Genomic DNA, 14740 nt, shown 5'->3' on the forward strand with positions numbered 1-14740 from the left:
GCACGCAAAGGAGCAAAGAGCGCAAAGAATAAAATAAGCGAGCAGAGAAAGCAAAGGAGCGGAGATCAAATTTGATCTCCGCTCCTTTGCTTTCTTATTTTAAACTTAAAAAAATCTTTGCGCTCTTTGCTCCTTTGCGTGCTTTGCGAGAACTTCGAGTGCTTTGCGAGCACTTCGCGTGACGGTTATCGCATGAGTTCCACCCATCCTTTATACTTCCTTACGCCTTGTTCGGTGCGGAGCTCCAGTATGTAATAATACGTGCCTTCACTCAGTCCGTCGCCGTTCCATTTGTTGTCGTAGTTCTTGTGCTGGTACACCTGGTTCCCCCAGCGGTTGTAGATGTACATCGCCGAACCCGGGAATTTGCTCAGGCCCGGTATGTAGAAATTGTCGTTCTTACCATCTCCGTTGGGCGTTACCACATTCGGGATAAAGATATCTTCCCCGGTCACTTTAACAGGACCTACCGTCGATGTGTTATCGCTGATATCGGGATCTTTTTCATTGCCGCTGACCGTCGCCGTATTGGTGATGTCGTCTGCGCTTATCAGCTTCACGGTGACTGTCAGTGTGGCGCTGGCGCCGGAAGCCAGTTCCGGTATCTGCCAGCTGATAGTCGCTGCAGCGATGTCGTAAGTAGCTGTACCTGCGCTGGCGTTGAGTGTCAGCGGTCTGCCCAGCATACTTTGCAGGCGGTCCTGCATCATCACGCCGGTAGCTTTGTCGGGCCCGTTATTAGTGGCCGTAATGGTGAAGGTCAGCACATTATTGACACTGAACGGCGGTGTGCTGGTCAGTTGTTTCACCACTTTGAGATTGGCCAGTTTTTCCGTGTTGATGGTGACGGTGGAAGTATCCGGTACGCTTACATCCGGTGGGCCGGTCACCACAGCGATGTTACGGACGTTGCCTGCACCGGTGATAGTTACATCGTAGCTCCAGCTGCGGGTCTCTCCCGCATTCAGGAGACCGGCGTTCCATTGCAGCACCCGGGTGCTGCTGTTGTAAACGACGTTGCCGGTCGGCGGGTTGCTGTATACCGGATCGCTGACGAGGCTGGCAGGCGGCAGGGGATCCAGCACCACGACAGGGTTCACGCCGGCGCTGCCGGTATTGCGGACCTGCAGGGTATAACTGATCACCTGACCGATGCTGTATGGTCCACCGCCCGGGTTCAGGGATTTCGTGATCTCCAGTTGAGATTTTCCTCTGATGAGCGTAGCAGCCGTGCTGCTGTTGTTACTGCTGTCTTCATCCATCATGCCGGCCGGCGTACTTACCACGGCGGTGTTCTGAATGCTGCCCGGGGTGCCGGCTGTAGCGCTCACCTGTAAGACCACTTTCGCGCCTGCCGGGAAGATCCCCAGCGTAGCGTTCATGGTGTTGCCGTTCAGCGCGGCCTGTACATTGGCTGCCCCGCCGGTCATGGACAAGACGGTCACCGCAGGTTGCGTTAATGCCGCCGGCAGTATATCCGTCACCGTTGCATTGTCTGCATTGGACGGCCCGTCGTTGCTGATGGTCAGCTGATAGCTGGCCTGGCTGCCGGTAAATACTTCCGCCGGGCCGGTTTTCGTCATCACCAGGTCGGTAGCGCTGCCGATGTTACTTACCACGGTATTGGATGGAATATCCTTGCCGCCCATGTTGTTAAGGACAGCATGTGCAGTGTTGTTCACACTGCCGGCAGGCGCGTTTTGCGCTACCGTACCTTTTATCTCGATAGTCAGTCCGCTGGTATCAGCTGCCGGTATGTTCACATTAACTTTCATGTTGTTGCCGCTGCCGGTAGCGCCGCTGTTGATCACCGTGCTGCGCAGTGGCGTCGCCGTCCAGGTAACGTTAGTCAGCACAGCAGGCACCAGATCGGTGATGTCGGTATTAACGGCGTCGCTCGGCCCCTGGTTGACCACACTGATGACGTAGCTGGCCTGATCACCGCGTATCATCGTGGCCGGGCCGGTTTTGCTGATCCTTACGGCCGACTCGGTGACAAGCTGCGTGGTAGCGGTGGCTGATTCCGGTGCGGCGCCTGTTTCTGCCGGCGTCACGGTGGCGGTGTTCACTATCGTGCCGCTGGCGTTGGCTGCAATGTTCCCGGTGATGGTGACAACGATACTGTTACCGTTGCCTGCCGGCATGTCACCGGTGAGACTGATATTATTTCCGGTACCGGAAGCGGGGCTCTTGATCACCGCTGCCCCGTTGGTCACCGCTTTCCAGCTGACCTGCGTCAGTGTGGCGGGTACTACGTCGGTCACGGTGAAGTTCACCGCATTACTCAAACCACTGTTGCTGACCAGCAGGGTGTATTGTAATGGCTGACCCGCCGTTGCGGTAGCCGGACCGGCTTTCTGTATATGCAGTTTAGGCGCTGCCGTTACCACCGTTTGTACCACAGCGGAACTATCAGGCAGGGCGCCTGTTTCCGCCGGGGTGATGACCGCTGTATTCCTCAGGGTATCCCGGAAAGACGGATCGATGGTACCACTAACGGTAACGGTTACACTGTTGTCTGCGCCCGGTGGTATGCTGACGGTCAGGCTGACGAGGTTGCCTGCGCCGTTGGCAGGACCCGTTATCAGGGCGTTACCGGCTGCCGCTGCGCTCCAGGTAACGTTGTTGATCGCTGCAGGCACCGCGTCGAAGATGGCGGCATTGGTCGCCATGCTGGGACCGGCGTTTGCAGCGATGATGGTGTACGTGATCGTTTGGCCGGACTGCAACCTCGCCGGTCCGGATTTGGTGATCTGCACCGTTGGTTTCAGGAAGACGTCCGTCTGCACTTCGGAAGAATCCGGCGTATTGCCCGGCTCTGCCGGTGTAACAACACCGGTGTTGGTGATCGTACCGGCAAAAGTAGAGTCTACCTTGCCTTGTATCACCATGCGGATGCTGCCGCCCGCCGGTATATTGGCGGTGACCTGTACGTTATTGCCCGAACCTGTTGCCCCACTGGTGACGGTCGTACCGGGGCTGACGGTTTGAACGGACCAGCTGACCTGTTTCACGGTGGCAGGCACCTGGTCGCTGATAACAGCCTGTGTGGCGTTACTCAGACCCTTGTTGGTGATGTCCAGCCAGTAGCTGATATTTTCTCCGGCGCTGAGTTGCTGCGGGCCGCTTTTGCTGATGGTGAGTTCAGGGCGCTGTACCACTTCTGTGATCACCGGCGGCGTTACTACAGGAGGTGTCAGCGGATCGGGCGAAGTGACTTTTGCGGTGTTGGTAATGGTATTGGTGGCATCAGCCCTGACTGTACCGGTGACGGTGATGGTTACCGCAGCGCTGTCATTGGCCGGGATGTCGGCTGTCACACTAAGCCGATTACCGCTGCCGGTAGCGCCGTTGACTACGTTCGCATTGCCGGCAGTGCTGGTGGTCCAGGTAACGCCGGTGATACGTGTGTCCACGGAATCAATGATGGTGAGGCCGCGGGCGAACGCTGGCCCGTTGTTGGTCACCGTGATCAGGTAAGTGATCCTATCACCGGCGGTGATGGTAGCAGGACCGCTCTTATGCGCCTGTACATCGGATTGTTTGGCCACCGTGGTCGTTACCTGATCGTTCACCGCGGGAGACTCGCTGCTGCTGGCCGTAGCCACGTTGAGCACCGTTCCCGCGAAATCATCGTTCAGTGTGCCCCTAATCGTGATAGCCACACTATTGCCTGCTCCGCCGGGGATATTAGCAGTAGTAGCCACGTTGTTGCCCGTACCGTTATACGGCCCGGTGATAGTAGCTGCGCCGGTAACTACGGCCTCCCAGCTCACATTTTCCACTTCAGCAGGTACCACATCTGAAATGTTCACACCGGTGGCGTCAGACGGACCGCTGTTGGTCACCACCACCTGGTAGGTGATCGTGTTGCCTGCCTGTGCCTGCACAGGGCCGCTCTTACGTATCTGCAGCCCGGTAGTGCGGCCGATGTTCGTCGTCAGTGTGCTGGTGTTATTGGCGGGGTTATAATCGTTCACGTTATTAACAGTCACATTGGCGGTGTTGGTAATATTGCCGGAGGTAGCGCTGCCGCTGACAGTACCGCTGATATATACGGTGATGTAGTTCCCGCTGCCGGCCGACAGTTTACCCGGGATGATGATATTGCTGCCGGCGCTGTCTATCTCCTGTGCGCCGATGACTTCTCCCGTGCCCGTTACCACGGCTTTCCAGGTGACATTGGTGACGGTAACCGGCACCTGGTCTGTAATGACCAGCGATTCCACGTCCACCGGACCGGCATTGAATACCTGGAGCGTATAGTTGACCGTTTCCCCGGCTGTTACCTGTTGCGGGCCGCTCTTCACAATGCTCACATCGGTGGACTGGTTGACGGTGGTGGTGATGGAGCTTTGTTTATTGGAGCCTGCTGTCACCACTGCAGTATTGGTGAAAGAGGTGTTGGATGTTTTGTTGACGATGCCATTGACCAGGACCACGATCGTATGACTGCTGCCCACGGGGATATTGGCGGTGGTGCTGATATTGTTGCCGGTGCCGGCAGTGGGTCCGGTCACCTGCGCACTGTCCGTGGCAGCGGCGCCCCAGGACGTAACGGTGACATCTGCCGGTACCTGGTCGGTGATGATTGCGCCGGTGATATTACCGGAGCCGCCATTGGTCACCACGATGCGATACTGAATGGTATCGCCTACGTTCACGACAGCAGGGCCGGTTTTCGCGATGCGTACTACCGGATCATTATCCACTGCTGTTGTTACAGTGCTGGTGTTATCGGCCAGGTTCGGGTCAGTGACGGGGCTGCCAGCCGGCAGTGCTACCGTGCCGGTATTGATAACAGTAGCACCGTTGACCATTGCCGGACTGAGTACGCCCGTCACCGTTACCTTGAGGGTACCATTTCCCGCGGGAATGTCGGCGGTAACGTCCACATTGCCGGTGCCGCTGGTGGGGCTGATGTTAGACACGCCGCCGGTGCTGGTCACCACCCAGGTGCTGTTGAGTAACGTTGACGGCAGTACGTCCTGGATACGGGCGCCCTGTACATTGGAGGGACCGTCGTTCTGCACCTGCAGCGTGTACTGCATCGGTTCACCGGCGCCCTGGTTGGCAGGGCCGCTCTTCACAATGCGCAGATTGGCCACGCGGTTGACCGCCGTCACTACGGAAGCGGTATCTCCTACCGGTGTGGCAAAGGACGGATCGTTGAGCGCGATCGCTACGTTGGTGATGTTGGGCGATGCATAATCAGGATCTACTTTACCGTTTATCTGAACGACAATTCTGGCCCCGGCGGTAACGGGAATGTTACCGTTCACCAGCACGTCCTGCGTGCCGGAGGCAGCAGAAGTGAGACTGGCGCCACCGGAAGCGGTGGCCGTCCAGGTGGCGTTGACTATGCCCGCCGGGACCGCGTCTTTAATAGTGATGTTATTGGCATCACTCGGGCCATTGTTCAGCACCTCCAGCGTATAGGCGATGCTGTTACCCGCCGTTGTGGCGGCAGGTCCTGTTTTATGTATTTGCAGTCTTGCCCTGCGACTGATATTGGTAGAGACGTTGGAGCTTACCGGCGGCACATTGGGCTCTGCCGGCGTGGCGGTGGCGGTGTTGGAGATCACGCCTGCGAAATCGCTCTGTACCCTGCCGGCAATGAGAATGGTCACGCTGTTGCCTGCACCGGCGGGAATATCCGCCACCACATTCAACTGGTTACCGGCGCCGGCAGCGCCGCTGGTAACCACCGCCGTACCGTTGGCGATAGCTGTCCAGGAAGGATTTATGATGGTAGCCGGAATCACGTCGGTGATCACTGTCGCCCGCGCGTCGCTCGGGCCGGCGTTTTCCACTTTCACGCCATAGATAATATACTCGCCCGCGCTCCAGTTGGCCGGTGCATTTTTCTGGATGATGAGTTTTGGCCGCTGGCTGATCACGGTGATAACGGTATCGGAGGCTACCGGCGGCAGGCCGGTTACTTTCGGATCTGCCATCGCCACATTGCTGATAGTGCCCGCCAGTGCTGCTGCCGGGATGGTGCCGGTTATGACAACATTTACGGCGCCTGTCGTCACCGGAACATTGGCGGTTATCAGCAGGCTGTTGCCGGTACCGGTAGCTCCTGAGAGAATAGTAGCGCCCCCTGCTGCGGTGGCGTTCCAGCTCACGTTGGTGAGCAGTGCCGGCAGCTGGTCGGCGATGATGGCGTTGAGAGCGTTGGACGGACCGGTATTCGTTACCGTCAGGAGGTAACGTACCCTATCGCCGGCGCTGGCAGCAGCAGGGCCTGTTTTCACCACATGCAGGGATGGCCGTTGCGCCACCGTGGTCACCACGGGCCCTGACACCGCTGGTTGCGCACCTGCCTCGGAAGGTTGTGCCGTAGCCACATTGGTGAAGCTGCCGGAAAACGCAGGGTCCACGATGCCGGTGATGGTCACCGATATACCGTTACCGGTACTGCCGCCGGGGATGTTGGCGTTTATCCGCATGGTGTTGCCCGTACCGGTACCACCACTGTTGATAACAGCGGCGCCATTACTGGTAGCGGACCAGGTGGTCTGCGTTACCGCGGCAGGCACGATATCTTCTATCACCAGGTTGTCGGCATTAGACACGCTGGTATTGGTGATCATAATAGTGTAGGTGATGCGTTCACCGGCATTCAGCGAAGCGGGACCGGCTTTGGTCACCCTGATGGCAGGCAGCTTCTTCACGACCACAGTCTGTGTAGCCGTTACCGGTGGCACCGGTTCGGAAGGGGTGGCGGTAGCCTCGTTGATGATAGTGCCGGAGAAGCCGGGACTGGTTTTACCCGTAACGATGATCATCAGTTTATTGGCGCTGCCGGCGGGGATGTTACCGGTTACCCGCACACTGTTCCCGGTACCGCTGGCGCCTGTAATAATAACGGCCTGCCCCTGCGCACCTGCGGTCCATCGTACGCCGCTCAGCGCGGCGGGTACAACGTCGGTTACCACCAGGCCCTGCGCATCGGAGGCGCCGGCGTTGGCCACTTCAATGGTATATGTCACGCTATCGCCGGCCAGTACGCCATCGACAGCGGATTTGGTGATGGTAACCTGTGGCAGCCTTCTGACCACTGTCTGTTTGGTGGCGGTGTCGCCGGTACTGCCGGTTTCAGAAGGGACAACGATGGCCGTGTTGGTCAGCGTACCGGAGAAGGCGGGGTCCAGTTTGCCGCTAACGGTAATCACTATATTATTTCCACGGCCGGCGGCGATATCGCCGGAGAGCGCGATGTTGTTACCGCGACCGGTGACGCCGTTGTCGATGGTGGCATTGCCGTTGGCTACGGCCGTCCAGGTCACCTGCTGCAGCGATGCCGGCACGGCATCTTTGATCTGCATATCCCGGGCGTTGCTTGGGCCGTTGTTACCAACTGTAATTACATAGGACACCGAACTACCGGCAGTAGCGGTATCCGGACCTGTTTTACTGATCGTCAGCGCCGCCTGCGGGTCCACGGTGGTGATCACCTCGTTGGAGGTCACCGGCGGGAAGCCCGGCTCTGATGGGGTTACTACGGCGGTGTTGTGAATAGGATTGTAGGTAGGCGGTAAAATGGTCGCACGCACCACGATGCGGATAGCCGCTTCCGCCGCCATGTTGGCGGTCACGCTCAACTGGTTGCCGGCGCCGGTAGCGCCGCTGGTGATGGCAGCAGTGCCGGAGACCACGCTGGCCGTCCAGGTGACGTTGTACAGGGACGCGGGGATCACATCACTGATCGTGGTAGCGGTGGAATTGGAAGGTCCTTCGTTATCTACGTCTATTGTATAGGAGATCTGCTGGCCCGGGACAGCCGTCGCCGGACCATTTTTCACAATCGTGAGCTTCACGGCTTTCTGTACGGTGGCCACGTCCGTATCGGATACGGAGGGCACGCCCGGTTCAGCCGGCGTAGCGGTGGCGGTATTGTTGAGCGTACCGGAATAATCTGCGCTGATCACGCCGGACACACGGATGGTAATGACATTGGAAGAACCCGCGGGGATATTACCGGTAACCCGTACCTGGTTGCCCGTACCGGAGGCGCCGGCAGTCACCGCAGCACTGCCCTGGGCAGTGGCGGTCCACTGTACCTGCTGTATGGCCGCCGGTACAGCATCGGTAATGACGGTTTGCACGGCGTTGCTCGGACCATTATTGATCAGCGTGATCACATATTGTACCGGCGTACCCGCAATGGCTATCACTGGCGTGGTGCGGCTCTTGTCTATCACCAGTCCGGGACTGCTGGTGATCACTGTATTGGTAGTATTGGAAGTAAAGTCGCTTACAGATGTTTCAGTCGGGGTTACCCTGGCCACATTGTCGATACTGCCGGTGGCGCCGGCGTCTACGGTGCCTGTTACACTGATATAAATTTTACCGGTATCAGCCGGTGTATCGCCGCCGGGGTAGTCTGCCACGATACGCAGGTTGTTGCCGGTACCGGTGGCGCCGGAAAGGATGGTCACCTTACCGGTGGCGGTGGCGGTCCAGCTGACGTTGGCCAATTTGGAAGAGATCACGTCTGTCAGCACGGCGGCGCGGGCATCTCCCAGGCCGCTGTTCTGCGCAATGATACCGAAGCGGATGGACTCTCCGGCAACGGCCATGGCGGGAGCGCTTTTCACCACTTCAAAGTAAGGGCGGCGTATGACCGGCACCGTTACGGTGGCGGAGGCGCCGTCGGGGTCAGGCACTACCGGCGATACAGCCGTTACGGTATTGGCCAGGTCTCCCTCAAAGGAGGACTGTATTTTCCCCGATACGGTGATGGTGATGGCCGCATTGCCGGTGGGAATGTCTCCCGTCACATCGATATGGGTGTTGGTGCTGTTGTTTTGTGTGATCTGTGCGGCGCCGCTGCTGACAACAGTCACATCGCCGGCCGCAAATCCTGCGGGCAGCGGGTCGGTGATCTTCACACCGATGGCGTTGCTCGGACCTGCGTTGGAGATCACCATGCGGTATACGAGAGACTGCCCGGCGATATAGGGCCCCTGTTCGAGTATTTCTTTCGTGGCCTGGATGTCGGCGCGGCTCACATAGGTGATGGTCACTTCATCCTGCAACGGCGGGCAGGCCTGGTTGGTGATGGTCCATGCCAGCGTGGCGCTGGTATTGGGTGGTATGGTGATCGTGGAATGCGGATCGGTAGGGTCAGCGATGACCGGGTTGCCACTGATGACGGTCCATTTACCGGTACCGACGGCAGGTGCATTTGCCTGCATATGGAATACGCCGGAGTTGTACTGGGTGGAGTCAGGTCCCGCGTCGGGCAGGGTAGTATTGCCATATTCCGTTACGTCTAAATCAGCATAGGAAGGTGGACAGGCGCCGCTGGTGATTGTCCAGCGGAAGGTGTAGGTGCCGGTCACCAGTCCGGACACCTTCGCATTGGGAGCCTCCAGGTTGTCAAATGCTGCGGTACCCGGACCGCTCACCTGCATCCACTTGCCGGTGCCGGCGGCAGGCGTATTGCCGGTGAGAGTGGTGTTGCTGGTGCCGCACAGCTGCTGGTCAGGGCCTACGGTAGCCGTGGTGGGCGCCGGGCTGATGTCGAGCGTCACCGGGTAGGATGCCGAACAACCGCTGGCCTGATGCCGGAAGGTGATGGTAAAATGATAGGCTCCCGGCGCCACATTGGCGGGTATCACCACATTAACGGGCGATCCGCCCAGCGCCGCATTGGTTACCGTGCTAAAGCCGGGCATGTCCGCGGAGGTGATGCTGAAGACGTTGGCGTTGCCGGAAGTAACGGTATAGGGTATACTGAATAAGGCAGTGCCCTGGCATACCGGGTTGACCGTCCCTATGTTGACAGCAATATTAGGGTTCACCACCACCCGGAACGGGCTGGAGGCGCCATCGCCTGAACAACCGTTAACGGTGGCGGTTACCCGGTAATAGCGGCTGGCAGTCAGCGCGCCGGTGTTCAGCGTGGCGCCGGTTTGTCCGGGCACGACGGTCCACCCGCCGGTACCGTCGGCGCTGGTTTCCCACGCATAGGCGAAACCGGAAGAAGGGGTACCGGTACCCGCCCTGGGAGTAACGGCAGCCGTCAGGGTAGCGCCGGTATTGTAGCAGATGGTGGCGGGCCCGTTGATGCCGGCAGTGTAGTCGATCACCTTCAGTTCCACCGGGGCAGACACCACACGGCAGCTGACATTATTCATTTCAGCCATCCCGCCGGCTGCCACCACACGGTATTCAAAACCTGCGCGGGCGTTGGGGACGCTGAAAGTATACTGGTTGTTGCCCTGGTTGTTGATCACACCGCCTTCGTTGGTCCATGTGGCAGTTCCCTGTGCTCTTTTCTGCAGCTGGAAATAGTAGTTGGAGTAGCTTCCCGCCGGCAGGCTGACAGAGAAGCCACCGGTACCGCCGGCACATACCACGCCGGTTGTCTGCGCAAAAGCGATCGGGGGGCCGCAGGCCGCGAAAGCGATATCGTCCAGTGCCAGGTCGTTGCCATTGCTGTTGGGCGTATTGCTGAAGATACGCAGGATCACGGCGCTGGTAGTAGACGGCATCTGGAAGATACCTGCCTGCCGTACCCAGGTGCCGGGAGCCTGGTAAGGTACCACCCCGGTAGACACGGATTTGATCACCGGCCCGTTGGGATTATTGGCGTCTACGATGTCAAAACGCAGGCTGGGCTGCGCTACGCCCCCACTCGGGTTGATATTCATGATCCAGGCGGAGAACTCAAAGGTGGTGCCGGCACAAAGACCGGTGATAGTGCGTTCATAAAACTTGTCGGGGGTGGCATTGGCATCCACCACCATACAGAAACCACGGCCGTTGGTCGTGGTATGGTCCGGCCGGTCCACAAAGTAAATGTTGTTGTAGCCCCGCGTAGTGTTACTGATAGTATACTGGCCGGGATAAGGGCCGGTAGGACGCGACCCTACGCCGGGGGCGTAATAGGTATACGTGGTAATACCCGCCGGCAGCGGGGGGCCTAACGTCGGTTTAGCCGCCGTAGCTGCCTCGCCGAAAGTTTCCTTAAAAACCGGATCGCCGAGAGACCCAGTACACTGCTGGGCTTTCACAATACTCCCTGCCAGCAGCAGCAGCAACAGCAACACACAACTGAATTGTTTTACAACACGGGGAACAACACTCTGAACATTTACAAAAATGGACAGCATCTTTACCATAATAGCTGGGTTTGTAGAATAACTTGGTTTTCTCTTAGGGGCAAGTCCCGACATATTTATAACAGGGGGATCATGGTTTTCGCGAGGTGGTGAGAAAAAGGAATCCTGCGCATGCTCCATGGCATCCGAATTAGTTTGCTGCGCTATAATTCTGTCGTTCCTGTAAATCGGAGATGATACATGACTCTACATACATCGGAATCCACTGCAGTATCATTGCAAATACTACAACAGTAAAAAAGGGATTATGTTCACAACAGGAAAGATTAGTTTCTCCCCGTCTCCGGTGCGCGATAGCCTGCGGCAGGCTGGTTTCCGAAGAAGCCCCGCAGTCTTTCCGCCGCGGGCCCTGGAAAGCGGCGTCTGCTGTCAAAACCTTTCCGGGGCAAGGCCCCAGGGCAGAAAACGCCCGGAAACGGCTGAAATTTGGCCGCTTTAGTTATATTTGCCCTCCTGTACCGGGAAACAACGGGCACTCCATCCATGATGGCAGGGTTGTTCACATTAAAACAGAAATGCAAGAGGAATGAATTACCATTTAATGATTGACGATAAGTTCATCGACGATTTCATTAAGGATGCCGAGCAGGTAGCGCCCGGAAATAACATTTTTATCATCGACGCCGTAAAGGAACAGGCAAAACATGTTAAATCCGATCGTGTACACTTTGCACCACATTATACGCCGGCGTTCCGCGAACTGGTAAAAAACATTTCCTCAAAAGACAAAGTATTCATTCACTGGGCCTCCGAAAGCGCCATCCGGTTTGCGCTGACGCTGGACAAAAATATTCCGCTCGGGTTGTTTTTCTGGGGCGGCGATGTCGTGGAAATACCGGTAAGCCGCTTTAAACACACCATATACGGACCGTTAAGCCTTCCGTACTTCGAAAAACACGAGGAACATGACCTGGTGCAATGGAATCTGCTGAAGCCTAAAAAGCTCTATCGTTCCTTTGCCAAACGATATATCCATTATAAACGCGAACAACGGGAAATAGCCCATACGCGGGCGCTGTTCTTTGAACGGCTCAATTACTTCCTCAACTGGAACCTGCTGGACCATGACTGGATCAAACAGCATTACACCACCCGCGTTGCGTACAAATATTTCTTCTACAACTTTAACCCTAAACCGGATGATACAGCGCAGGTGCAGGGTTCCGGCGAAAAGAGGCCGTATACCACCATTTTGCTGGGCAACTCCGATACCATTACCAACAATCACCTCGAAGCACTCCGGGCATTGTCGGTATTTAAAAACGATCCCGTTAAACTGGTCATCCCGCTGAGTTACCGCGACGGCGCCTATGCCGACTTCGTTGAACAGCAGGCCATAGCCATCTTCGGTAAGGAGAAAGTAAGGGCACTGCGGGGATTTTTACCGAGGGACGAATATTACAAACAACTGGACGAAGTGGATGTCGCTGTGATGTACCACTACCGCCCGCAGGCGGCAGGCAATACGCTGGCGTTGCTGTACAGGGGTAAAAAAGTCTTTGTGCACCACAACAGTACCACCTTCGGCCTGCTGAAGAACAATCACGCTACGGTATTTGATTCAGCAGATATCAGCAGCCTGTCTTTCGAAGAATTTTCCAGGCCGCTCACCGCCGGCGAGATACAGCAGAACATCACCATCGTGGACCAGCTGTTCGATCAGCAGGAAAAGATGCGGGTGTTAAAAGAAACGCTGGCAGGTAATTAAACGACATAACATGACGCCATACGAAAGACTCAGCTGGGACAGCGATTTTTTTGGCTTTGAAGTATACAGGATACAGAACGGCCACGCAGATGTTGCACAATGCCTTTCAGACCTGAAAGGCAGGGCGCGGCTGGTTTACCTGGCGGCTGCCGGTGAAACCGAAGCGGCCCTGCTGGATACCTACAACGGCCGGCTGGCCGACATCAAAACCACTTTCGAAAAAGACGTCGAAGGACCGGTGGCCCTCTCTCCTTTTATCAGCAGCTACACCACCAACCCAGCCGAAGAAGCCCTTATCCGGCTGGGCATTGAAAGTGGCGTTCATTCAAGATTTAGGGTAGATGATAACTTTGAGGAAGAGAAATACAAGGAATTATATCGCCTGTGGGTGATGAATTCCGTGAGCAGGAAGATCGCAAAGGAAGTACTGGTATACCGGCAACAGGAACAGCTTTCCGGCCTGATCACCTTAGGTGAAAAAGGCGGTAAAGGAGACATAGGCCTCGTGGCTGTAGACCCCGCCTCCCGTGGGAAAGGCGTGGGAATGGCCCTCATGGCCGCCGCCGAAGCATGGAGCCGCCGGCAGGGGTATCGTCAGCTGCAGGTGGTGACGCAGGGCGCCAATACACCGGCCTGTAACCTGTATCAAAAATGTGGGTTCCATATCGCCCGTATTGAGTATTTTTACCATTTCTGGCTATAATTTGACTGACTAATAATTAGACCATAAGATGATACCTTTCAATAAACCATACCTCACCGGAAAAGAAGCCCACTATATGTACCAGGCCGCCCTTTCCGGTAAGTTGTCCGGGAACGGCATGTTCACCAACAAATGCCAGCAGCAGTTGCAGGAGATGTACAACTTCAAAAAGGTATTACTCACCACCAGTTGTACCGATGCGCTGGAAATGGCCGCCATCCTGATCGACACCCAGCCAGGCGATGAGATCATCATCCCTTCCTACACATTTGTATCTACCGCCAATCCTTTTATACTCAGAGGCGCCAACGTTATCTTTGCCGACAGTAACGCCGATAATCCGAATTTAGACGCCGACCTGGTAGAATCGCTGATCACGCCCAAAACGAAAGCGATCGTGCCTGTCCACTACGCCGGCATCGCCTGCGATATGGACAAGATCATGGCGCTGGCAAAGCGCTACAACCTGTTTGTAATAGAAGATGCGGCGCAAGCGATTGACTCCCGTTACAAAAACCAGTACCTGGGAGGTATCGGGCATCTCTCTGCTTTTTCTTTTCATGAAACCAAAAACATCATTTCAGGGGAAGGCGGTATGCTGGTGGTGAACGACGAACGTTTTGTGAAACGGGCGGAAATCATCTGGGAAAAAGGTACCAACCGCTCCGCCTTTTTCAGGGGCGAGATCGATAAATATGGCTGGGTAGACATCGGGTCTTCTTTCCTGCCGTCTGAGGTAGTAGCTGCTTTTTTGTATGCGCAGATAGAACACATCAAGCCCATACAGGAACGCCGTAAAGAGCTGTGGGAGCTGTACCGGTCCAGGCTACAGGAACTTGATGGCAGGATCCGGTTTCCCTGGCTCCCTTCTTATGCTACCAACAACGCACATATGTTCTACATCATCTGTAACGATGTGGACGAAAGAGACCGGCTGATACGCCACCTGAAAGCCAACGGCATACTGGCCGTGTTCCACTACCTGTCACTGCATAAGTCGCCTTTCTACAAGCCCCGGCATGACGGCAGGGAGCTGCCTTATACGGATTTTTATTCCGACAGGCTGCTGCGGCTGCCGCTCTTCTACGAGCTGACCAACGAGCAGGTAGATCAGATCACTGCTGCTATCAAACAATTTTATCTTGGCGAATAAGCCGCCTGTATATTTACAAAAGAGGTCAGGGGATTACC

The 14740-nt window shown here is 56.4% G+C and carries 4 protein-coding genes; 3 read left to right on the forward strand and 1 reads right to left on the reverse strand.

The window, feature by feature from the left end; all coding sequences use genetic code 11:
• Positions 1-185: 185 nt before the first annotated feature.
• Positions 186-11138: a T9SS type B sorting domain-containing protein gene (locus tag HF324_RS25945; RefSeq protein WP_168861194.1), complete on the reverse strand. Its 10953-nt coding sequence runs from the start codon at positions 11136-11138 to the stop codon at positions 186-188.
• A gap of 526 nt (positions 11139-11664) precedes the next feature.
• On the opposite strand from HF324_RS25945, the gene HF324_RS25950 reads away from it, so the two are divergent.
• The 3 genes from HF324_RS25950 to rffA are packed head-to-tail and all read left to right on the forward strand — an operon-like array spanning position 11665 to position 14702.
• Positions 11665-12846 carry a TDP-N-acetylfucosamine:lipid II N-acetylfucosaminyltransferase family protein gene (locus tag HF324_RS25950; RefSeq protein ID WP_168861195.1) on the forward strand — a complete coding sequence of 394 codons (1182 nt, stop codon included), beginning with the start codon at positions 11665-11667 and terminating at the stop codon, positions 12844-12846.
• 10 nt (positions 12847-12856) lie between these two features.
• Positions 12857-13549, forward strand: a complete 693-nt coding sequence (locus HF324_RS25955) for a GNAT family N-acetyltransferase (protein WP_168861196.1) — start codon at positions 12857-12859, stop codon at positions 13547-13549.
• A gap of 28 nt (positions 13550-13577) precedes the next feature.
• Positions 13578-14702 (forward strand): dTDP-4-amino-4,6-dideoxygalactose transaminase, encoded by a 1125-nt coding sequence (gene rffA, locus HF324_RS25960; protein ID WP_168861197.1) that lies wholly within the window; start codon positions 13578-13580, stop codon positions 14700-14702.
• The last annotated feature ends 38 nt before the right edge of the window (positions 14703-14740 follow it).

Origin of the sequence: Chitinophaga oryzae, assembly GCF_012516375.2 — a bacterium.
GTDB classification, from domain to species: domain Bacteria; phylum Bacteroidota; class Bacteroidia; order Chitinophagales; family Chitinophagaceae; genus Chitinophaga; species Chitinophaga oryzae.